At 32.9% G+C, this 19,058-nt stretch carries 23 protein-coding genes and 1 riboswitch; of the genes, 8 read left to right on the plus strand and 15 right to left on the minus strand.

Annotated features, from left to right (window positions below; all coding sequences use genetic code 11):
• The first annotated feature begins 176 nt into the window (after positions 1-176).
• Positions 177-563, plus strand: a complete 387-nt coding sequence (locus HYN56_RS15555) for a DoxX family protein (protein WP_109193013.1) — start codon at positions 177-179, stop codon at positions 561-563.
• A gap of 168 nt (positions 564-731) precedes the next feature.
• On the opposite strand, the gene HYN56_RS15560 is transcribed toward HYN56_RS15555, so the two are convergent.
• The 3 genes from HYN56_RS15560 to HYN56_RS15570 form a co-directional block, all read right to left on the minus strand.
• Complete coding sequence (locus HYN56_RS15560; RefSeq protein ID WP_109193014.1) at positions 732-1,796, minus strand: BamA/TamA family outer membrane protein; 1,065 nt, start codon at positions 1,794-1,796, stop codon at positions 732-734.
• 114 nt (positions 1,797-1,910) lie between these two features.
• Complete coding sequence (locus HYN56_RS15565) at positions 1,911-3,113, minus strand: FAD-dependent oxidoreductase (RefSeq protein WP_109193015.1); 1,203 nt, start codon at positions 3,111-3,113, stop codon at positions 1,911-1,913.
• Between the two features lie 30 nt (positions 3,114-3,143).
• Positions 3,144-3,902 (minus strand): DUF6597 domain-containing transcriptional factor, encoded by a 759-nt coding sequence (locus tag HYN56_RS15570; RefSeq protein WP_109193016.1) that lies wholly within the window; start codon positions 3,900-3,902, stop codon positions 3,144-3,146.
• Positions 3,903-4,212: 310 nt separating this feature from the next.
• Between HYN56_RS15570 and HYN56_RS25165 the strand changes: the two genes are divergently transcribed.
• Positions 4,213-4,752 (plus strand): hypothetical protein, encoded by a 540-nt coding sequence (locus HYN56_RS25165; RefSeq protein WP_205727617.1) that lies wholly within the window; start codon positions 4,213-4,215, stop codon positions 4,750-4,752.
• Positions 4,753-4,798: 46 nt separating this feature from the next.
• Here HYN56_RS25165 and HYN56_RS15585 read toward each other — a convergent pair whose 3' ends face one another.
• The 3 genes from HYN56_RS15585 to HYN56_RS15595 all read right to left on the minus strand — a co-directional run bounded on the left by HYN56_RS15585 (position 4,799) and on the right by HYN56_RS15595 (position 6,670).
• The gene (locus tag HYN56_RS15585; protein WP_109193018.1) at positions 4,799-5,263 is read right to left on the minus strand and encodes a transposase; all 465 of its coding nucleotides are present in this window, start codon (positions 5,261-5,263) and stop codon (positions 4,799-4,801) included.
• A gap of 126 nt (positions 5,264-5,389) precedes the next feature.
• On the minus strand, positions 5,390-5,767 hold the full coding sequence (locus tag HYN56_RS15590; RefSeq protein ID WP_109193019.1) for a hypothetical protein: 378 nt from the start codon (positions 5,765-5,767) through the stop codon (positions 5,390-5,392).
• A 270-nt stretch (positions 5,768-6,037) separates the two neighbouring features.
• Positions 6,038-6,670, minus strand: a complete 633-nt coding sequence (locus HYN56_RS15595) for an NAD(P)H-dependent oxidoreductase (RefSeq protein ID WP_109193020.1) — start codon at positions 6,668-6,670, stop codon at positions 6,038-6,040.
• A 108-nt stretch (positions 6,671-6,778) separates the two neighbouring features.
• Between HYN56_RS15595 and HYN56_RS15600 the strand changes: the two genes are divergently transcribed.
• Positions 6,779-7,135, plus strand: a complete 357-nt coding sequence (locus HYN56_RS15600; protein ID WP_167398319.1) for a winged helix-turn-helix transcriptional regulator — start codon at positions 6,779-6,781, stop codon at positions 7,133-7,135.
• 136 nt (positions 7,136-7,271) lie between these two features.
• Here HYN56_RS15600 and HYN56_RS15605 read toward each other — a convergent pair whose 3' ends face one another.
• From HYN56_RS15605 to HYN56_RS15615, 3 genes are all read right to left on the minus strand, one after another.
• Complete coding sequence (locus tag HYN56_RS15605) at positions 7,272-7,745, minus strand: MarR family winged helix-turn-helix transcriptional regulator (RefSeq protein WP_109193021.1); 474 nt, start codon at positions 7,743-7,745, stop codon at positions 7,272-7,274.
• Positions 7,742-8,233, minus strand: coding sequence for a GNAT family N-acetyltransferase (locus tag HYN56_RS15610; protein ID WP_109193022.1), 492 nt, complete (start codon positions 8,231-8,233; stop codon positions 7,742-7,744). The genes HYN56_RS15605 and HYN56_RS15610 overlap by 4 nt, the downstream gene beginning before the upstream one ends.
• Before the next feature lie 188 nt (positions 8,234-8,421).
• Positions 8,422-9,015 carry a hypothetical protein gene (locus tag HYN56_RS15615; RefSeq protein ID WP_109193023.1) on the minus strand — a complete coding sequence of 198 codons (594 nt, stop codon included), beginning with the start codon at positions 9,013-9,015 and terminating at the stop codon, positions 8,422-8,424.
• A 219-nt stretch (positions 9,016-9,234) separates the two neighbouring features.
• On the opposite strand from HYN56_RS15615, the gene HYN56_RS15620 reads away from it, so the two are divergent.
• Positions 9,235-10,128 carry a YybH family protein gene (locus HYN56_RS15620; protein WP_109193024.1) on the plus strand — a complete coding sequence of 298 codons (894 nt, stop codon included), beginning with the start codon at positions 9,235-9,237 and terminating at the stop codon, positions 10,126-10,128.
• A gap of 308 nt (positions 10,129-10,436) precedes the next feature.
• Here HYN56_RS15620 and HYN56_RS15625 read toward each other — a convergent pair whose 3' ends face one another.
• The 6 genes from HYN56_RS15625 to HYN56_RS15650 all read right to left on the minus strand — a co-directional run bounded on the left by HYN56_RS15625 (position 10,437) and on the right by HYN56_RS15650 (position 14,025).
• Positions 10,437-11,453: a toll/interleukin-1 receptor domain-containing protein gene (locus HYN56_RS15625; RefSeq protein WP_109193025.1), complete on the minus strand. Its 1,017-nt coding sequence runs from the start codon at positions 11,451-11,453 to the stop codon at positions 10,437-10,439.
• 22 nt (positions 11,454-11,475) lie between these two features.
• Positions 11,476-11,982, minus strand: coding sequence for a hypothetical protein (locus HYN56_RS15630; protein ID WP_109193026.1), 507 nt, complete (start codon positions 11,980-11,982; stop codon positions 11,476-11,478).
• Entirely contained in the window at positions 11,979-12,233 is a 255-nt protein-coding gene (locus HYN56_RS15635; RefSeq protein WP_109193027.1) for a hypothetical protein, read from the minus strand. The genes HYN56_RS15630 and HYN56_RS15635 overlap by 4 nt, the downstream gene beginning before the upstream one ends.
• A gap of 384 nt (positions 12,234-12,617) precedes the next feature.
• A complete protein-coding gene (locus HYN56_RS15640) occupies positions 12,618-13,037 on the minus strand; it encodes an arsenate reductase ArsC (protein ID WP_109193028.1) in 420 nt (139 codons plus the stop codon).
• 132 nt (positions 13,038-13,169) lie between these two features.
• Positions 13,170-13,640 carry a DUF6428 family protein gene (locus HYN56_RS15645; protein WP_109193029.1) on the minus strand — a complete coding sequence of 157 codons (471 nt, stop codon included), beginning with the start codon at positions 13,638-13,640 and terminating at the stop codon, positions 13,170-13,172.
• A 58-nt stretch (positions 13,641-13,698) separates the two neighbouring features.
• On the minus strand, positions 13,699-14,025 hold the full coding sequence (locus HYN56_RS15650) for an ArsR/SmtB family transcription factor (protein WP_109193030.1): 327 nt from the start codon (positions 14,023-14,025) through the stop codon (positions 13,699-13,701).
• A 134-nt stretch (positions 14,026-14,159) separates the two neighbouring features.
• On the opposite strand from HYN56_RS15650, the gene HYN56_RS15655 reads away from it, so the two are divergent.
• From HYN56_RS15655 to HYN56_RS15670, 4 genes are all read left to right on the plus strand, one after another.
• The gene (locus HYN56_RS15655) at positions 14,160-14,345 is read left to right on the plus strand and encodes a hypothetical protein (RefSeq protein ID WP_109193031.1); all 186 of its coding nucleotides are present in this window, start codon (positions 14,160-14,162) and stop codon (positions 14,343-14,345) included.
• Positions 14,335-15,465: a hypothetical protein gene (locus HYN56_RS15660; protein WP_109193032.1), complete on the plus strand. Its 1,131-nt coding sequence runs from the start codon at positions 14,335-14,337 to the stop codon at positions 15,463-15,465. The genes HYN56_RS15655 and HYN56_RS15660 overlap by 11 nt, the downstream gene beginning before the upstream one ends.
• An 85-nt stretch (positions 15,466-15,550) precedes the next feature.
• Positions 15,551-15,752: riboswitch (cobalamin riboswitch) on the plus strand.
• A gap of 114 nt (positions 15,753-15,866) precedes the next feature.
• Positions 15,867-17,915, plus strand: a complete 2,049-nt coding sequence (locus HYN56_RS15665; RefSeq protein WP_109193033.1) for a TonB-dependent receptor — start codon at positions 15,867-15,869, stop codon at positions 17,913-17,915.
• On the plus strand, positions 17,912-19,057 hold the full coding sequence (locus HYN56_RS15670; protein ID WP_109193034.1) for a YncE family protein: 1,146 nt from the start codon (positions 17,912-17,914) through the stop codon (positions 19,055-19,057). Before HYN56_RS15665 ends, HYN56_RS15670 begins: the two co-directional genes overlap by 4 nt.
• Position 19,058 lies beyond the last annotated feature (1 nt).

The raw sequence follows: 19,058 nt of genomic DNA on the forward strand, positions 1-19,058 counted from the left end.
ACATATTAAAAGTAAGAAATAACGCATGTTTAAATATTCCAGATAGCATTTCGTCGATTTTAAATGAAGATTCGTTTAAAATGGTTTTAAATAAAAATGCAGGACAATAGTATTATTTTGTAGCTTAGTATCATTACAAAACCTAATTAGTATATTAATCTTAAAACTAGAATGTTATGATTTCAAAAAACACAGACTTTGGATTGTTAGTATTGCGTATTAGTATTGGAGGCTTAATGCTTTTTCATGGCGTATCAAAAATTTTGCACGGAATTTCATTTCTTGTCGAAAATATGGGAGCATTTGCGTATGCTGTTTATATTGGAGAAGTTTTGGCACCGTTAGCCATTTTATTAGGATGGAGAACCAGAATCGCATCGGTTATTTTAGCAATCAATTGTATTGTGGCCATTGCTGTGGCGCATTCACAAACCATTTTTTCAATCGGAGAACAAGGCGGTTATGCAAATGAGTTAATAACACTTTATCTTTTAGGTGCAATTGCGTTATTTTTTACAGGCGCCGGAAAATATGCAATCTCAAGTAGTAATAAATGGGATTGATTCTAATATAAAATGAAACAAAAAGCTCTAAATCTGTTGATTTAGAGCTTTTTTAAAATAATATATTTTTAACAGAAGACTTCTCTGTGTTTTATTAGAAGTGAAACGCCTTTCTGAACAAAGCAAAAATATGTTTCCATGTGTTTAAAAAATCAGTTTCAAAGAAAATTAAAAAGCTTCGCCAATTCTAAAATAAACGCCCCAGTCTCCTTTACCAACCGCGCCGTCCAGTCCTACATTAAATTTTGATTTTTTAAAAGGATTATAACGATAACCAATTCCGGCGCCGGGATACATTTTCCAATCAAAACTTGGAGTATCTGAACCGTATAGTGTAGCAAGACCGGCAAAACCAACCAAACCCATTTTGCCAAAGTTATAACGATATTCTCCCTGAATATCCATTAAACCTGCACCTCTGTATTTTCCTTCGGAATAACCACGAATATCTACGCCACCAATAGTGCTCTGTTGTTCGAAAGCTACATTTCCGAGTCCGAATTTTCCATAAAAACGAGCAGCAATAACATCCTTGTTATTACGGGTTGGGAAATAGGTATTGGCTTGAAAAGCAATTCTGTTCGAAGCCAGTTCATTGTCTAAAAAACTGGGATAAGTAGACCAGTCCAGTTTTATTTTATATCCTCTTGTCGGATAATAGACGGCATCTCGGGTATCATATAATAAATTTACAACCAAAGCATTACTGTGCGAAACCGAAGAAGGAGAAATGTCCTCTTCATAAGTGGTATTGTAATGAGCAAAAGTATAAGACAAGCCACCATAAAATTTTCCGATTATTTTTCGCTGACCACCAATGCTTAAAATAGTGGTTTTGGTTCCGTAGTCATAAAAATCAGGCTGATCAGTATCGTCAACATAGAATTGGGAATTCTGATTTCCGTTAAAAAAGAAGAGTTTCAACCGCCATTTGTCCTGATCCAAATACCATTTATTAAAGAAAGCCAAAACATAAGACTTATTAGTGGTGGAAATAGCCGACATTCCGGATAATGATTTAGGAGAAATGCTGTCGCTTTGATTGACTTTATACATCATCATCGGAATTGCACCAAACATAAATTCGAGATTTCGATTATAACTAAGGTAAGGCATTACCCGTAATTCTATTTTCTTTTCTTTTGCTTTCTTCGAAACAGAATCGTTAGCTTTTTGCCCGAAAGTAAAAGATATAAATCCAGATAAAAAGAATAGGAGTAGAGAATGCTTCATTTTGTATTTTTTTGAGTGAAACTTTTATTCAGGCTCTAAAATATCTGAAATCATCTTTTTCGATACTCGTAAATTTAATTAAAATAAGTGTAAGTTGTTGAAAATAAGTTGCTTTTAGTTTTGGATGTTCTTTTGGAAGATTAAAACCAATCTTTCCAGCGCTTCTTCAGCATGCAATTGTTCGCTATTTTCCAAAGTTTCTTTTGTAGCTTTTGAAGCTCTTTCCAGCATTCGTCTTTCAAAAGCTGAAATAGCAGTTTTGAGATCATTAAATTGATTACTGGTTAGAAAATCTGCCAGTTCAAGAGCATCAAATAGGGCCAAATTAGCGCCTTTACCTGCAAAAGGAGGCATTCTGTGTGCAGCATCACCAATCATAGTCACATTATTTTGAGTTTTCCAGAACTGATTCACTGGAAAATAATATTGCGGACGTGGTATAAAATGCAATTCATTTGCCGTAAAAAGTTCGTCCCACTGTAAATTCCAGTCTTTATAAACTTTCTTAAACCATTCAAAAACCGCTTCTTTATTCTTAAAATCTAAATTTCCTTCCAAAATCCACCTTTCGGGAATTTTACTACTCAGCAGAAACATTAATGAACCGTCGCCTTTACTGCCATACATTAAAGTTTGCTCATTGCCAAAAGCGAGTACTTTTCCACCCTTGGAAAATTCGAAAAGATTTGGAGCATTTTCTTTAGCATTATAAATAGTGCCTTCAATTAAAGTAATTCCCGAATAAATTGGTTTTTCAGTACTTATATAAGGACGAACTTTAGAATTTGCTCCATCGGCAGCAATGACTAAATCCGCAAAAGCTGTTGAACCGTTTTTAAAATGAAGCCTCCAGCCAGTGTTTTCTTTCTCCATAAAATCAAACTGACTGTTCCAAACTATTGTTTCACTCAAAAGTGAGTTTAAGAGAATATTTCTAAGTTCAGATCGATCAATTTCCGGTCGTGGTTTTGAGATTGCGTCAAGCGAATTTCTAGCAGTAGTTGAAGCTTTCGGTATTTTCTTTTCTTGAACAGCGTGCTCATCAAATAGTAATTCAAAATCTTTACTTACAATTCGGGCTTTGCTGGCATTCTGTCGAACATTCGCATAAAATTCGTCAAGTAAATCAGCTTTTATAATAGCTTTCAAACCTGAATCCTCATGCAGATCAAGCGGAGATCCTTGTACACGAACTTCTTTATTAACGTCTCTTTCATAAACCTTTATATCGATGTTTTTTATCTGTAAAAGTCGGGCTAAGGTTAAACCTCCCATTCCGCCGCCAATAACGGCGACTTGTTTATTTTGTAAAAGCATAGTTTTTATTTTTAAATCTATGCAGTAAAATTATTTTGATGAAAGAGCAGATAATAGTATAAATCGGTCGTTTTTGTTCTGAAACAATTCTTTTGGAAGTGAACCTGAGATTTTCTTGACTTCTTTAATAAAATGAGTCTGATCAGAAAAGTTTTCTTCGGGAAACAATTTTCCTTTCGCAATATGTTCCAGTGAAGCCCTAAAACGAAGAATAGAACAAAACGTTTTTAACGAAATCCCGAAATACTGATTAAAATAACGGTTAATTTGTCGGCTGCTCCAGCCTGAATGTTCTGCCAATTCATTGACAGTCATTGCTCCATTGGTTTCGTAGATGAGGTTGAATAGTTTCTGTTTTCGGTTATCGATTTCTTTGACTAATAAGGATTCTATCTTTAGTGAAGCTTTTTCGCAGAACAATTCAAAATTTTCTAAATCCTTTGCTTTAAAATCCCAAAAATCATTTTCAAGTCTTTTTACTTCATTTAAGAGTGTTGCAATAGATTCCTGAAAAACATATTCTACTGCAGGAAGTTTAAAGCTAATAACAAAAGTTTTACTTCTGGCAGGAATTTTTCCTTTTTCGTATTGATGGGTTCCTAAACCTAAAAGTCTAATGCTAAAACAATCTTCCTCAGATTGAAATAAAGATAGATCAATTCTCCCGTCCGGAAGACCAATTGTTTCTATAGTTTCATCCGATTTATTGTGCATACACCAAAAACTATCTACAAATGCAGAAAGTTTTTTGCTTGGCTGTTTTGATTTGTATGCTAAATCGGTATGCATTTTCAATTATTTAAAGTTAAATTATACAAATTAAAAAACATTTTTTAAAGTTTGATTGTGCTTAAAAAGCTTGTAATAGCATTTTTAAATGTAGTAAAAATCGTGATTAAAAACTTAACATTGGGTAATTGTTTGATTTTTAAACGTTTATGTTTTGTTTTTAAGGCAGATGAAAAACTTAACATTGGCGAATGTGTTTTTCAGTTTATCTTTGTTTATTATTTTTTGATGTTAATTTAATGATTTAATAACATTAAAAATTAGTTTATTACAAAGTAAATTTAATCAATTTCTTAAAATTAACAGAATAATGGCAAAAGAAGTGCTTACTAATGAAGTCGATCAAGAGGTGGAAGTTGCTCCGGTAATCTCTACTGATGAAAACGAACAAATTGATGCTCCAGTTTCAGAGACAGAATCAGCTGTGACTGATGCTCCGGAATCAAAACCAAAACCAAAAAGAGCTCCAAGAAAAACAGTCGAAAAAGAGACTGTTGTTGTTGAGGAACAAGAAAAAACAGAAGAAGTTGAAGAGATTGTTTCGTCTGAAATAGAAGAAGAGACAGTGGAAGAGGATAAAGAGGAATCTAAAAAGAAAAGTAAAAAGATGAAAGAAAAAGAAAAAAAGCAATTAGCTGAGAAAAAAGAAAAACTGAAAAAGAAAAAAGCAGTAGCTAAGAGAAAAGAAAAGGCGAAAGACAAAAAGAAAGAGAAAGCGAAAAAAGCGAAACTTAAAGCAAAAGCAAAGAAAAAAGACAAAGCTAAAAAAGCAAAAGACAAAGCAAAAGCGAAAAAAATTGCTAAGAAAAAAGCAAAAAGAGCTAAAGCAAAAAAGAATAAGAAAAAATAGTTTACAATTAAATAGGATAACAAAACTATTTATAACAAAAGTGCCTCTAACTGGAGGCACTTTTTGTTTTTCTCTTTATCATGAGCATGTCGATTTTTTGAAGAAATTCAGGATCAAACTGAGAATAGGCTCTCAATCTGTATTTTTCATCTCTCATTTTCATAACCAAACGTATTTTCTGCACCATCAGCCAAATAGGTTCGTATCTTTTGTGGCCAAGTAAATATTGAATTTTAAGAATAGACATTTTTCGATGCGATAAAGTCATCAATTCTATACAAATCATCCAGTATCTGATTGGCAGATTTGAATTTTCCATTACGGTTCCGGATCGTAAACTAATACGGTTGCGGCATTTTCGACACTGAAATTTTAAATCGTTTTGTCTAAAAGAATGGGTATCATGACCACACTTTTTACAAATGATTCCATTTTGTATGCGTTGATTTTTCAGCTCTTCAATACAAGTAGCTTCGTCATGATATTTTTCGAAATACGCGCGTAATTCCATCGGGTGATTTGGGGGATCATTTGTTTGTCGAAATATAAAATATTTTTAAATAAATGAAACCCTTTTGTCTAAAAAAATAAAGAGGAATATTCAATTTGAATATTCCTCTTTAAGGGGCAAAATCTATTATAATTTTGCGACAATTTCTTTTTTGTATTTATTTAAAATAGATTTTGTCATACCTAAATTTGCTTTAGTTGAATCTACTGCTAAATAAATAAAGTATTCCTGGTTGTCTGACACATCGATAATATGAATTTGAGAACTTAATGTAATCATGATATTATCAATCACTTGCCCGTCTAATTTTAATGCCTTAATAGCATTCATTTTTGCTTTTACTACTTCCAGATTGTAAGCTGATGCTAATTCTGGGTCAAAATCTGCAACAGCAGACTGCGAATAATAAGACATACCGCTTGCAATTTCGGCTACCGAAACCGCGATGAACCCCGGAACGTTCTTTTTTAGGTCTTCACCAAATTGAGTTAAAAAATCAGACATAGTGTTAGAATTTTAATGTGTTGTAAATAGTATTGAATTGTTTTGGATTCTACAAAATTAGTTATACAATATTATTTAATTATCCGCTTTTTATACCTTTTTTTTAGGTAGACACTAAAATTAACAATCTCAGATTTGAATCCTGTTTTGGTTTTTTTGAATTTGGATTAATTACTGGTTCAAAATGAAATATTTAAAAGAAAAATGCCTCTGAAAAGCTTATTCAGCAATTTCAGAAGCATTTTTAACAAAGTGAAAAAATATAATTTTTTACTTGATTTCTGTTATAAATTCGTCTTGCGGTGTTCTTACTTTTTTCAAGTTTACCAACCAGTCGCCTGCTTCGTCTCTGTAACCAAGAGGAAGAATTAGAACACTTTTAAGTCCTTGCTCGTTTAATCCTAAAAGTTTGTCTACTTCTGCCGGAACAAAACCTTCCATTGGAGTTGCATCTACTTTTTGCTCGGCAGCAGCAGCAACTGCAGTTCCTAATGAGATATAAGCTTGTCTCGCGGCGTGATTGGCATGCCATTCCTGGCCAAGAGGTTCGTACATCCCCCAAAGTCTTTGTTTGTATTCGTCCATTGCGCTTGCAGGAATTCCTCTTTCTGCAGTTGTTCTTTCAAATACAGCAGAAATTCTTTCTAAACTGTAACCATCCCAAGCCGCCCAAATCAAAACGTGAGAAGCATCAGTAATTTGACTTTGGTCAAAACTTACCGCTCTAATTTTCTCTTTTAAATCCTGATTTGTAACAACAAAAATTTTATAAGGCTGTAATCCGGACGAAGACGGAGCTAGTTTTGCAGCTTCCAGAATATAATCAACTTTTTCCTGCGGAACTACTTGTCCATTCATTTTTTTTGTAGCGTAACGCCAATTTAGTGCTTCTATTAAGGCCATTTTTTTCTATTGATTAAAATTATAATTCAAATGTAAAAACTTTAAGTGTATTTTTGTCATCCAATTACCAAAAGTAACTGTAACATCGAGGTAACTAACAGACACAGTATGATAAAAGAGGCTTTACACGATAAAAACACATGCAATCAAAGATTATTGGCAGTTCAGGATGCGATGGATGTGCTAAACGGAAGATGGAAAATTGCCATAATCGCTTCGTTATGTTTTAATACTTTAAGATTCACAGATCTTTTACGCGAAGTGGAAGGAATTTCGGGTAAAATGCTGAGCAGGGAATTAAAGAATCTGGAAGAAAACCAATTGGTTACGAGAACAGTTTTAAATACACAGCCCATTACCGTTGAGTATGAGCTTACCGAATACGGACATACCTTAAAAGAAGTAATAGATTCTCTGGCTAAATGGGGAACAAACCACCGAAAAAAGATTACTGGCAGAGAGTAAATTGAAAAAAGGTTTTAATTTTAATATACACAGTTAGATTTTAAAATCTCATTTTATCTGCTAATCTGCTAAATCTGCGAGCTAAAAATTTTTCCCGCAGATTTTGCTGATTCGGCGGATATTTTAAAAGCTAAACTTAGCCTTTCAATTCTAAGGCCCTTTGAAAAAAGCCTTGACGCGTTAGGTTTTCTTCAGCCTCTTCAATGGCTTTTAAGAGATTGTTCTGAGTATTCGTAATTTCATTAAGCGCTTTGGACATAATTTCCCAAACCGGCTGCATTTTTACTACTAATTCTTTCCCTTTTGCCGTTAACACAATCAGTCTTTTGCGTTCATCGAGTTTGTCTTTTTTAGAACTGGTGATTTTTTGCTTTTCTAATTCCTTTAATAAACTGATTGTGGAAGGATGGCTGTAACCAATTTCATTGGCAATTTCGACCACACCCAGCATTTCTTTTACATGCAAAGTATAAATTACAGGAAACCATTTTGGTTCAAAATCAATATTATTATAAGCATAAATCTGCGCGCCGTCTTTGCGTAACTGTTCGCTCAAACGCTGCAATCGGGTAGATATGGCAAGTATGCCGATTTCGTCAATTATATTCATTTTGTTGGTTTTAAAGTCAATTGGCAGAATACATTATCAGGTTTCATTAATGGAAAATCATTTGGAAGTGCCTCTTTTGGAATTGTGATGAAACCATTCTTTTCATAAAAACGCAATGCTGCCTGTAAGATAGAAACCGTTCCTAAATATAAGTTTTTAACTCCGTTTTTCTGGCTGTAAGCAATCAATTCTTCCAGTAATTTCTGGGCAATACCAAATTCTTTTCCTCTAAATTCTTTCCTGACAAACATTTTTCTAATAGCACCAGCTTCATCGTTAAATTTAACCAAAGCAATAGTTCCCACTAATTTATCGTCTATAAATGCGCCGAGAAAAGTCCCGCCAGGTTTAAAATAGAAATTCTCAATATCCAATAAATCCGGCTGGTCTTCTAAAGTCACAGGAACATTAAATTCTTTTTGCTGAATGTTTAATATTAAGTCTACAATCTCTTTTTCGTACTCGTTTTGTATAGGCTGAATTTGCATTTTATTTCTAATAATTAAATATGAGTACAAAACTACGTAGTTGACTACATATATCCAAATAAAAAACTGCTGAAGACAGCAGTTTTAAGTGTTTTTTATGATTTTTAAAGTTTAGCTATGTGTTTTATTAAAAATGAAACGCCTTCTATAAAGCTATAAAATCTATGTTTCTATGTGTTTAAAAAAGATTATTCTTTAACCAAAACAATAACAGCCTTATAACCAGTTCCTACATTCCATTCGCTTGACGAAATAACATTGCCTTTGTCATCATAAACCTTAAATTCGGCTGTGTTTGGAGAAGCAAAACCTTCGTTTAACGCTTCAATATCAATCTTGTTGATTCCTTTTTCGAGATTTATTTTCACGCTTTTAAAATCGCCAGTTAGAAAAACTTCTGGTTCAATTACTTTATCATTTAAATATACTTTTACTTTATCGCCATCAACAAAAGCAGCATCACGATACATAATAGTAGAAGTAACCGCAGTAGTGTTGAAGTTTCCTAAAAACTGGTTTCTTCTGTAAAAAATGCCTTCAACATTTGCTTCCTGTTTGTATCTATTGGTGTCTTTAAAAAGATCATCCGGATTCACCTGCAACGGTGCTGGTTTTTCTACAGGTGCCGGCGGATTTTCTTTCGGAGCTGTTTCTTTAGGTGGCACAACTTCTTTTTTTTCAGCATCTTTTGGTGGAATGGCTTTGAATTTATTGTTTAATTCCTGAGCGTAAATCTGCGCTGAGAAACAAGTAATGGCAGTTATCAAAAATATTTTTTTCATGTTTTATATTATTAATCTAGGGATATTGATTTTTAAAAAGATTAGACTTATTCGATCTTTATATATAAACATTTTATAAAAGCAATTATTGCCTTCTTAAGTATTTTTTGTCTAAAAATTAACGTATTTGATTGGTTTTTGTAAATTGATTTTTTGTTTTTAAAATAATGATTTTCAATGTTTTATATTTATATTTGAATAGATAAAAAACAAATTGTTATGAAATTGAGTGTTACCTTTTTTCTTCTGGCAATTGGCATGTTTGCTCAGGAAAGCAGAATCAATACTAATCTTCGTAAAAAGATTGAAGATTATAATACTTCTTTTGCCGCTTCTTTCATTAACGGAAAAACAGAAGATTTGTTAAAAGCATATACAGACGAATCGATTTTGATGCCGGAACACAGCAGGCAGAGAATCGGCAAAAAAGAGATTGTTGATTTTTATAAGCAATGGAAAACTCAGGCCGTCATTACTTCCTATCAAAAAGAAATTGTTGACCTGCAAGATTTTGGAAATTATATTCTTGAAATTGGAACTTTTAATGAAGATCTCAATGTTAAAGAACAAAAGCCTTATAGCTATTCTGGAAAATATATGGTTTTGTGGAAGAAATCTTCCATGACAATTGCGTCGGAAATATGGGGATCCAACACTTATTTTGACGATAAACTGATTCCGGAAATTGATGATAGTGCCGTTTCTCCAACTCAGGAAGATACAGCTTCGGATAAGCTTACACTGGAAGTAAAAGAACGAAATAATAAAATTAAAGAAATGGTTCAAAAAAGGCTAGGAGAGGAGCATGCTAAAATGTTCCTGCCAAATGCGATGTATTTAACGTATTACACGCCAATCCTTTCAGGAGAAAAAGAGATAACGCCTTATTTTGCAGAACATGAAAAGCCTGGAACTTTAGTCATTGAAGAGATTTCAATTAAAACATCAGGAATTATTTTTGCACAAAAAGCAATTGTAGAATTCGGTTTTTACAGCGTAGATTGGAAAGATGGTGACAGCAAAGGCAATGTAAAAGGAAAAAGCATGAATGTCTGGCAAAAGAATGATAGTGGAGAATTAATGCTTTTTAGACAAATGGTAAATCATGATTAATTGAAATAAGTAATATCAAAAGTTTAGTTTTTTGATTAAGAGATATTTGTAAAAAGAAATAGATAATAATATACCCAGTGTACCAAATGAAAATCTTCCAATACACAAATGGATAATTGTTTAATTATATATAAACTATAATTCTAAACAAAGATATCATGAAAACTTGTCAAGTCACATTCAGGAAAGTTTTGCTTCTGCAAAGGAAAATCAGGAAACAATTGTAGAAAATAAAATTGAGAACATATAAGAAGTTGTTAACAAAGATAAATCTGAACAAAAAGAAAAACCGTCTGAATAAGACGGTTTTATCGAAACTTTTTAGATTTATCTTCGTTTTGGTAATGAGCTAAAACAGAAAACACTTCATGAACTAAACTTTCTGAAGTGAATGTTTCCTGTTTGGTTTTCCAAACAATATTTTTCTCAGTATCAAAATCAAATTTACATTTATAACTTTTAAATCTTTTCGGTTCCTCCCCAGGAAAATATCCGCCATTGTGATTGAGATATCCTTTAAAAAATTCTAATTCTACTTCACCGTGTTTTGCCGTATTACTGTAATTTCCTATTATTGATAATCTTGCCGCAAATCCATTACAGTTAACAATTATAGAATCTCTATAAGGTCCGGTATGAGTGAAATTGAAAAAAGTATTTTCGTTATAAAATTCAATTTTTTCTTTTATAGAATCATAAATTTTCCCAATCTCACTCTTAAAAATTTGAGCACCTTCGCGAGAATCTAATAATCTGTCTAATTCATTATTTAAAGATTCCTTTCTTTCTAATTCTTTTGCTAAATCTAATATTGGATCAATGTTAATGTTGTTTTCGAAGTCCGGGATTTCTCCTAACTTAGGTTTTTCAATTAAAGGTTTTCCATATATGATTTTTGACAATTCATACAATTTATTAATGTATTCTTTATCATTAACCATGTCATGGTATAACTTAGATTTCAAATGAATAGGAGAAGATATCTGCAAATTTCCTTCTCTTAAGATAGGAATGAATTTTATTTGTGAAATTGGTGAAGCGAAAATCTCTTGTGATATAATTGAAGTTTCGAATCCAACTCCTCTTTCTCTATTTTCTGCTTTTAATTTATAATTTGGTGTAAGAATGACAAGAACTTTATCAGCTTCTGTAATTGATGTTTCCATAAAATGAGTCAACTCCTTTCCAGCGCTTAATTCATATTGGTCTAGTATTACATCAACTCCAAACTTAGACATCAAATCATTCGCTAATGTTTGTACCCAATCTTGATGCTCTTGACCATCCCAAGAATACGATATAAATACTTTTTCTCTCTTTGACATGATTCAAATTAAATTACATTGGTTATTCATTTTTCCACTTTTCATAAAGTTTTTTCGTGTTCCAAAATCTAGATGAAACACCAAAACATTCACTATAATTATCTACAGCATCGAATAAAATATCCCTGTATTCTGTTTTCCAATCTCTGTCTGAAAGATAATTATGAATAATACAATATGACAAGCGGTCTAATGCGTTTAAATAGTTTTCACGAGCAACTTTTATCTTATCTTGAAATAATTCTAATGTGTCTTCACTTAGTTGTTTCTCTGAAGAATTTATATCTATTCCATATTGACGTAAATCAAAATTACAGCGATCTAAGTTTTCTTTACGCCTATTCATTTCACTTTCTAATTCCAAAACAGTCATTAAAGTGCTATTTTTTTGACCTTCTGCAAGATTTTTAAGTTGGAGCTTTACTTGTTTAATTTGATACCACGCAACCCATAAAACACCTCCAGAAATAAAAGCGGAGAACATTGCTGATATTGCGCTGATCCAGTCTGTAATTGAAGGATAAATCATTTATTCAATTTTGCCATTAATAATTCCATAACTACTTTAGCTTTATTTGAATTAGAAATAGAGTTTTGATGATCTTGAGATTTTGTTTCATAATCATTCTGATGCATTTTAAAGTAAGTCATCATTTCAGGAATTGACACACCTGATAACTTTAAAATTGGAATAATTTGATCTAGAATAGAATTTATTTCTATTGGAGAATCGGCTGATTTAAGTTTTTCAAAATACTGACGAATAATATCTTCTTTCATATAAAAGGAAATTTTTAAAAAGCAATTTAAGATTAAAAATGTCTCAATTATTAATCAATTTATAAGAGTTTTCAACAAAATTATAACCATATAATAGTTACATTAAAATGTAGCCAGCAAAAATAACCGCCTCAAATAAGACGGTTATATTATTATCAAGAAATATTAGCAAAAGCCCCAGAGGGGGCAAAATATTTATAGAATTCCAATGAGACAAATGAAAAAAGCTCCAGCGGAGCGACATATATTATAAATTGTAAAAAATATGTCGCTCCGCTGGAGCTTTAGATTGTGGATGTCTATTTTTTTCTATAAATATTTCGCTTCTCCGAAGATTGAAAAAAAAATATATCTTTTGAGACTGTCTTTCTTCTGAAGATCTTTTTAATTTAGATTATTGTCAGCAAAATTCTTGCAATATTCTTTTATAAGATTTCTAACGTTTCTAAATTGTTCTTCTATTTCAGAATCTGTTCCCGTTGCTTTGGCAGGATCGGGAAAATTGTAATGAAATTTTTGTGCCTTAGTTGGAAAAAACGGACATCTTTCTTTGGCATTGTCACAAACCGTAATAACATAATCAAAATCAATATTATAGTATTCGTCAATGTTATTTGAAGTGTGATTCAAAATGTCAATTCCGTCTTCTTTCATGATAGCAATTGCTTTCGGATTTACACCATGAGTTTCTACTCCGGCACTGTAAACGATTGCTTTATTACCTGCAAAATGTTTCATATAACCTTCTGCAATCTGGCTTCTGCAACTATTTCCTGTGCATAATATTAGTATTTTCTTTTCCATAATTTAAACGAACAGCCAAATGATATTGATGATGCAGAATTTTGGATCGAATCCAAAAATAAGCTGTAAGACCATAACAGAGCTGGTAATAATAATTGGTTTTTTATATTGAATAATTTTGGCTTTCATTGCTTAACAGCATCCTGAATCTGGCGTACAGCAAGAACTGTTATTTTCCAGTCCTCTGAGAACTATTTTTTGTTTTTCAGCTGGAATCCCACATGAATCCTGGGCTAAACAAGCTGTTGTTTTGTTTTTAAGAACAAAGTTTTTTCCGTTAAAATCCAAATCATATTTCCCGATGGTTTGGTTTTGGTATTCCACTTCGATTTCAAGATTTTTAATACCCAGTTTATCTTCAGAAAGCTGAATAATATGAAGTAATTTATTCGGTTTTAAACGATGTTCAAAATCGTCAGCATTCCAAAGCTGAAAGTTTACCACTTCTTCATTCCTAATTACACCACCGCAATCAATAAAATTTTTAGTAATCATTCCGACTTCCGTTACATGGAAATGTTCCGGGACAAAAGTTCCATTTTCCAATTGAAATTCAACATTCTCTAATGTTGGTAAAATCTGTTTTATTTCTGCTAATTTCATGTTCTTTTATTTATTTGTTAATTGCAATATTACGATATATGTTTTCAAAAAAAATGCCTTAACAGCATTCTGATTTTGAAAGAGTTTGGGTGATGTTTAAAAAATAAGCATTTAAAATTTCTATAGCTTTTTCATCAATACAGTAACATATAGAATTCCCTGAAATATTTCCTTTAATGATTCCGGCATTTTTAAGTTCTTTTAAATGCTGGGAAACGGTTGGCTGTGCCAGTGGAAGTTCGTTTACGATATCACCGCAAATGCATTCGTTTACTTTAAGCAAATATTCTAAAATGGCAATTCTAGCTGGATGGCCTAAAGCTTTAGCAATAATTGCGATCTGGTTTTGTGCATCTGTAAAATGTTCTGTTTTAGTAGCTCCCATTTTTTATTAATTTAATATTGCAATATTACGATTATGTATTTAATAACACATATTATTTAAGTTAAATTTTTGCTATTGGAAATTAATGTACTATCAATATATTTGTATACTAACTCTATAGGATAAATATTTAAATGCTTTCAAAAGACATTATTAGAACATTTTCATTCTTATTTATTTTTGCTGGATTAGGCAATCCTGCAAAAGCACAGCATAGTGACACTATATCAAAGCAGTTTTTAATGAATATAGAAATTCGTCCAAGAGCAGAATATACTTCAAACTATATATTACCCCCTAACGATTCCATTGATCCTTAATTTCTACATCACACAGCGAAATAGAATTTCTCTTCAATATTCCCAAGAAAAATGGCTTGTAAAATCGGATTTGCAGGAAATTCATCTTTGGGATCAAGAAAATGCCAATTCTAAAGTGGGCAGTATTAATTTTTATCAGTTGTTTTTAGAAACCAAATTTAGAGGTGTAAATTTTCGTTTAGGAAGGCAAAGTATTTTATTAGATAATGGCAGATTATTTTCTGATGCACCTTGGGCACAACAAGGAAGAGCACACGAAGGAATACGAATCATGAAATATTCGAAACACTTTGCTAATGATCTATTTTTGTTGTTTACACGAAATTACAATACCAGTTTTGAAGTAGCTTATTCTCCAGTTGCTTCAAACAGATATAAGTATATGCTCATGTATAATTTTAGTTATAATTCGAATAAAAATTTCTCTTTCAATTCGGTAAATACAATCGATTTCTTAGAAAAAGCAAATTCAGAAACCTTGTATGCACGTGCAACAGCAGGAGGAAGAGTCGAATTTAAAAAGAATCATTGGTATTATACCTTAAACAGCTATTTACAATTGGGACAAAATCTGAAAGGACAGCATTTGCTGGCGTATTATTTTCAGCCTGAAGTTAAATTGTCTTTACAAAATTCGACTTGGCGTTTAGGAGCGGAAATAATTAGTGGTAGCAATACCAAATTAGCTCCTGACTGCTCAGGAGATTTTGATGTTTTATATGGTGTAACTTGGAAATTTAACGGAAATATGAATTTCTTTACCCGTTTTCCAGCAGATGTTGGCGGAAAAGGTTTATTAAATCCTTATTTATTTGCAACATTTCCATTGAATGCAAGATTATCAGTTCGTTCAGATTTTCATCTTTTTTATACGCAATATCCATTAATGAGGCTTAATCAAGAAATGTCAAGATTCCTCGGATTTGAAAATGATTTTTCTTTAAAATATGCTCCTATAAAAGAATTGGAAATTAATACAGCATTTTCTTTTTATAAATCTACAGATTCTATGAAGCTTCTTCCGAAAGTGCAGGATGATAATAAGTTATCTTTTTGGAGTTATGTAATGATTTCTTACTCTTTTAATGCAGTTAATTGGAGAAAAGGAAGAAAAGAATGACTTAAAAAACGTTATTTTAAAAGACTTAAAATTTCATGAAAATCCAAATACAATAAATTAAACCCATTTTTATAAAGATAGTTATATCTTTGCGACTGATTTTGGTCTGTTTTTTCATCAGAAAAAATAGTTAAAAGGGAATCAGGTGCAAATCCTGAACAGACCCGCTACTGTAAGTTCTACACAAAGTCTTTAAATATTACTAATGCCATTGTTCGTTGTTTCGGATGAGAAGGCCGTTTAAAGATAGAATAAGTCAGGAGACCTGCCACGATCACATAGTTTAAAACTTTCGTGGTATGAAGTTGATGACAAAGATAATGACCAGCTGTTTTGCAGCGGGGTCAATTCTACGTTTATGTAATTACTACATCACAGAAAGTTGATTTAATTCAATTGTGATGTATAATTTGAAAAAAACTTTACTAACTGTTTTTATTTTAAGTCTTCCTTTTTGGCTTCATGCACAAACGGAGAAAGATAGCTCGCGTGTTTTAAAAGAAGTTATTTTAAAAGGAAAACCGTATCAGGAAGTGATTCCTGTGCAAAGTCTCTCGGGCGTTCTGCTCGAAAAAATGGCGAGTCATAATGTGGCCGATGCGCTTCGTTATTTTGCCGGAACTCAAATTAAAGATTATGGTGGCGTCGGCGGACTTAAAACGGTGGATGTTCGTAATATGGGAACACATCATGTCGGTGTTTTTTATGACGGAATCCAGCTTGGAAATGCCCAAAACGGAGTTACGGATCTTGGAAAATATTCGCTTGACGATATGGAATCGCTTACGATGTACAATGGTCAAAAAAGCGAAATTTTCCAGTCTGCTAAAGATTTTGCTTCGGCTTCAGCCATTTACTTAAAAACAAAACGTCCTGTTTTTGCTGGCGATAAAAAGACAAATTTATTGGTTCGGTATAAAACGATGTCCATCAATTATCACGATCCGAGTTTTAGATGGGAACAGAAACTGAGCGACAAGGTGAGTATGAGTGTGAGTTCAGAATACATCAAATCTAACGGGCAGTATAAATTTAGATACAAAAGAAAAAATCTGGACGGATCAACTGCTTACGATACCACAGCCACAAGATGGAACAGCGATATTGAAGCACTTCGGTTTGAATCTGGTGTTTACGGAAAAATCAACAATGGCTCCTGGGATGCGAAAGTGTATTATTATGATTCGGAAAGAGGTGCGCCCGGAGCTATTGTAGAAAACAAATTCAGAGACGGTTTCCGGCAGTTTGACAAGAATTTTTTCGGACAGGCATTTTTAGTAAAAGACGTTTCGGAAAAGTATAAATTTCAATTAAAAGGAAAATTTGCTTACGATTACACGCATTACATTGCAAGAGATACAACGAATGTTTTAGGAGAAACTGTAACGGAAGGTGTTCAGTCTGATGACAGCTATTACCAGCAGGAAACTTATTTTTCGGCAGTCAATATGTACAGCATTTTACCTACTTGGGATGTTTCGCTTTCAACCGATTTTCAATACAATAAATTAAACGCAACGAGAAGAGGAATCCAGACACAGTTTTCTTTTCCAGAGCGTTATACCGCATTGGTTTCTTTGGCAACGTCCTATCGATATGAAGGTTTTAAAGTTTTAGGAAATGTACTCGCAACAAGAGTTATCGAAGAAGTAAAATACAACGCCAAAGCGCCCAACAAAACTGAATTTACTCCCGCATTATTCCTCGGTTATACTCCTTTCAAAAAATACGATTTTAATCTGAGAGCGTTTGCCAAACGTATTTTCAGAATGCCCACTTTTAATGATTTGTATTATACGATGGTTGGTTCAAGTACTTTACGACCAGAATATATGAATCAGTACGATGTTGGTTTTACTTATAATTTTCCTGTAAAAGAAAGTTTTCTGGATAAATTTTCGATTCAGGCAGATGGCTATTATACGTATACAAAAGATAAAATTGTTGCGGCGCCTACAGGAAATTTATTCCGCTGGATGATGACGAATATTGGTCAGGTAAAAGGAAAAGGAATTGAAACCGTTGTAAATTTAGGTACACATATCCACAAAGTAAATCTGGATGCCAATTTGACTTATACCTATTCTCAAAGTCAGGATTTTACAAAGGTTTCGGGTTTACAAATGTCTTCTTACGGCGATCAGATTCCATACACGCCTTGGCACAGCGGATCTGGAATTCTGAATGCGGGTTATGAATCGTGGAATTTCAATTACAGTTTTATATACGTTGGAAAACGCTACAACGGAAACGTCAACAATATCAAAGTAAACGAAGTACAGCCTTGGTACACACACGATCTGGCGGTTCAAAAATCTTTCCTCCTCAATAAATACAAATTAAATGCAACGGTAGAAGTCAATAATGCCTTCAATCAGCAATACGAAGTGATTTACAATTATCCAATGCCGGGCAGAACGTTCAAATTTATAATTGGTTTTGAGTTATGAAAAAGGGTTTTATAAAAATAATAATTAGCTTATTTACAGCTATAGTATTGGTTTCCTGCAGGGAAGATGAAACAATATTTCTGTCTTCAGATACCAATGTTGCCGTGCCGACAACTGATGGCAATATTGAAGGTTTTTATCTGCTGAATGAAGGGAATATGGGAATGAACCGCGCCAGCATCGACGTTTTCAATTACAGAACAGGAAATTATACCACCGATGTTTATTCAGAACGAAATCCTTCAGTTGTAAAAGAATTAGGCGATGTTGGAAACGATATTCAAATCTATGGCAATAAGGTTTATGCGGTCATCAATGTCTCCAACAAAGTAGAAGTTTTAGAAAAATGGACGGCAAAAAGAATCAAAAAAATTGATATTCCAAACTGTCGTTATGTTACTTTTTACAAAGACAAGGCTTATGTAAGTTCCTATTCAGGCCCGGTTGCCATTAATCCGAATGCAGAAATTGGTTTTGTTGCCGAAATCGATACGACTTCTTTAGAAATAAAAAGAAAAGTGACTGTTGGTTATCAACCGGAACAAATGGTGGTGCATAACGGAAAATTGTATGTAGCGAATTCAGGCGGTTATCGTGTTCCAAATTACGATCGAACCGTTTCGGTAATTGATTTAGAGACTTTCACAGAAATCAAAAAAATAGATGTCGGTATTAATTTGTACAGCATGGAGATTGACAGCCGTGGCGATATTTATGTGAGTTCACGAGGCGATTATTACAATACACAGCCCAATCTTTTTGTGATTGATACCAAAACAGACGAAAAGAAAATGCAACTCGATATTCCGGCTTTGGGAATGTGTCTGGTTGATGATCTGCTTTATTATTATAGTGTTTCGTGGAGTTATCTCACGAACAGCAATAAGATTACGTACGGAATTTTAGATACTAAAACCAAAAAGATAATCAGCGATAAAATCATTACGGATGGAACCGAGAAAAAAATCATGATTCCGTATGGACTTCAGGTTAATCCCGAAACCAAAGAAATCTATATAACCGATGCTCAAAATTATGTCGTAACAGGCTACATCTACTGTTTTACGCCGGACGGCCGATTAAAATGGAAAACTACAGCAGGAAATATTCCTGCGCATATTGCTTTTATAACCAAAAAATAAA

The organism is Flavobacterium crocinum, from assembly GCF_003122385.1.
Classification (GTDB): Bacteria; Bacteroidota; Bacteroidia; order Flavobacteriales; family Flavobacteriaceae; genus Flavobacterium; species Flavobacterium crocinum.

Excerpts from the sequence above, each read along its gene's own strand:
- HYN56_RS15630 (WP_109193026.1), bottom strand. The coding sequence starts at position 11,982 with ATGATTTATCCTTCAATTACAGACTGGATCAGCGCAATATCAGCAATG.
- HYN56_RS15565 (WP_109193015.1), bottom strand. The coding sequence starts at position 3,113 with ATGCTTTTACAAAATAAACAAGTCGCCGTTATTGGCGGCGGAATGGGA.
- HYN56_RS15615 (WP_109193023.1), bottom strand. The coding sequence starts at position 9,015 with ATGAAAAAAATATTTTTGATAACTGCCATTACTTGTTTCTCAGCGCAG.
- HYN56_RS15635 (WP_109193027.1), bottom strand. The coding sequence starts at position 12,233 with ATGAAAGAAGATATTATTCGTCAGTATTTTGAAAAACTTAAATCAGCC.
- HYN56_RS15645 (WP_109193029.1), bottom strand. The coding sequence starts at position 13,640 with ATGAAATTAGCAGAAATAAAACAGATTTTACCAACATTAGAGAATGTT.
- HYN56_RS15670 (WP_109193034.1), top strand. The coding sequence starts at position 17,912 with ATGAAAAAGGGTTTTATAAAAATAATAATTAGCTTATTTACAGCTATA.
- HYN56_RS15640 (WP_109193028.1), bottom strand. The coding sequence starts at position 13,037 with ATGGAAAAGAAAATACTAATATTATGCACAGGAAATAGTTGCAGAAGC.
- HYN56_RS15585 (WP_109193018.1), bottom strand. The coding sequence starts at position 5,263 with ATGGAATTACGCGCGTATTTCGAAAAATATCATGACGAAGCTACTTGT.
- HYN56_RS15625 (WP_109193025.1), bottom strand. The coding sequence starts at position 11,453 with ATGTCAAAGAGAGAAAAAGTATTTATATCGTATTCTTGGGATGGTCAA.
- HYN56_RS15665 (WP_109193033.1), top strand. The coding sequence starts at position 15,867 with ATGTATAATTTGAAAAAAACTTTACTAACTGTTTTTATTTTAAGTCTT.
- HYN56_RS25165 (WP_205727617.1), top strand. The coding sequence starts at position 4,213 with ATGGCAAAAGAAGTGCTTACTAATGAAGTCGATCAAGAGGTGGAAGTT.
- HYN56_RS15590 (WP_109193019.1), bottom strand. The coding sequence starts at position 5,767 with ATGTCTGATTTTTTAACTCAATTTGGTGAAGACCTAAAAAAGAACGTT.
- HYN56_RS15560 (WP_109193014.1), bottom strand. The coding sequence starts at position 1,796 with ATGAAGCATTCTCTACTCCTATTCTTTTTATCTGGATTTATATCTTTT.
- HYN56_RS15555 (WP_109193013.1), top strand. The coding sequence starts at position 177 with ATGATTTCAAAAAACACAGACTTTGGATTGTTAGTATTGCGTATTAGT.
- HYN56_RS15600 (WP_167398319.1), top strand. The coding sequence starts at position 6,779 with ATGATAAAAGAGGCTTTACACGATAAAAACACATGCAATCAAAGATTA.
- HYN56_RS15620 (WP_109193024.1), top strand. The coding sequence starts at position 9,235 with ATGAAATTGAGTGTTACCTTTTTTCTTCTGGCAATTGGCATGTTTGCT.
- HYN56_RS15595 (WP_109193020.1), bottom strand. The coding sequence starts at position 6,670 with ATGGCCTTAATAGAAGCACTAAATTGGCGTTACGCTACAAAAAAAATG.
- HYN56_RS15570 (WP_109193016.1), bottom strand. The coding sequence starts at position 3,902 with ATGCATACCGATTTAGCATACAAATCAAAACAGCCAAGCAAAAAACTT.
- HYN56_RS15650 (WP_109193030.1), bottom strand. The coding sequence starts at position 14,025 with ATGGGAGCTACTAAAACAGAACATTTTACAGATGCACAAAACCAGATC.
- HYN56_RS15655 (WP_109193031.1), top strand. The coding sequence starts at position 14,160 with ATGCTTTCAAAAGACATTATTAGAACATTTTCATTCTTATTTATTTTT.
- HYN56_RS15605 (WP_109193021.1), bottom strand. The coding sequence starts at position 7,745 with ATGAATATAATTGACGAAATCGGCATACTTGCCATATCTACCCGATTG.
- HYN56_RS15610 (WP_109193022.1), bottom strand. The coding sequence starts at position 8,233 with ATGCAAATTCAGCCTATACAAAACGAGTACGAAAAAGAGATTGTAGAC.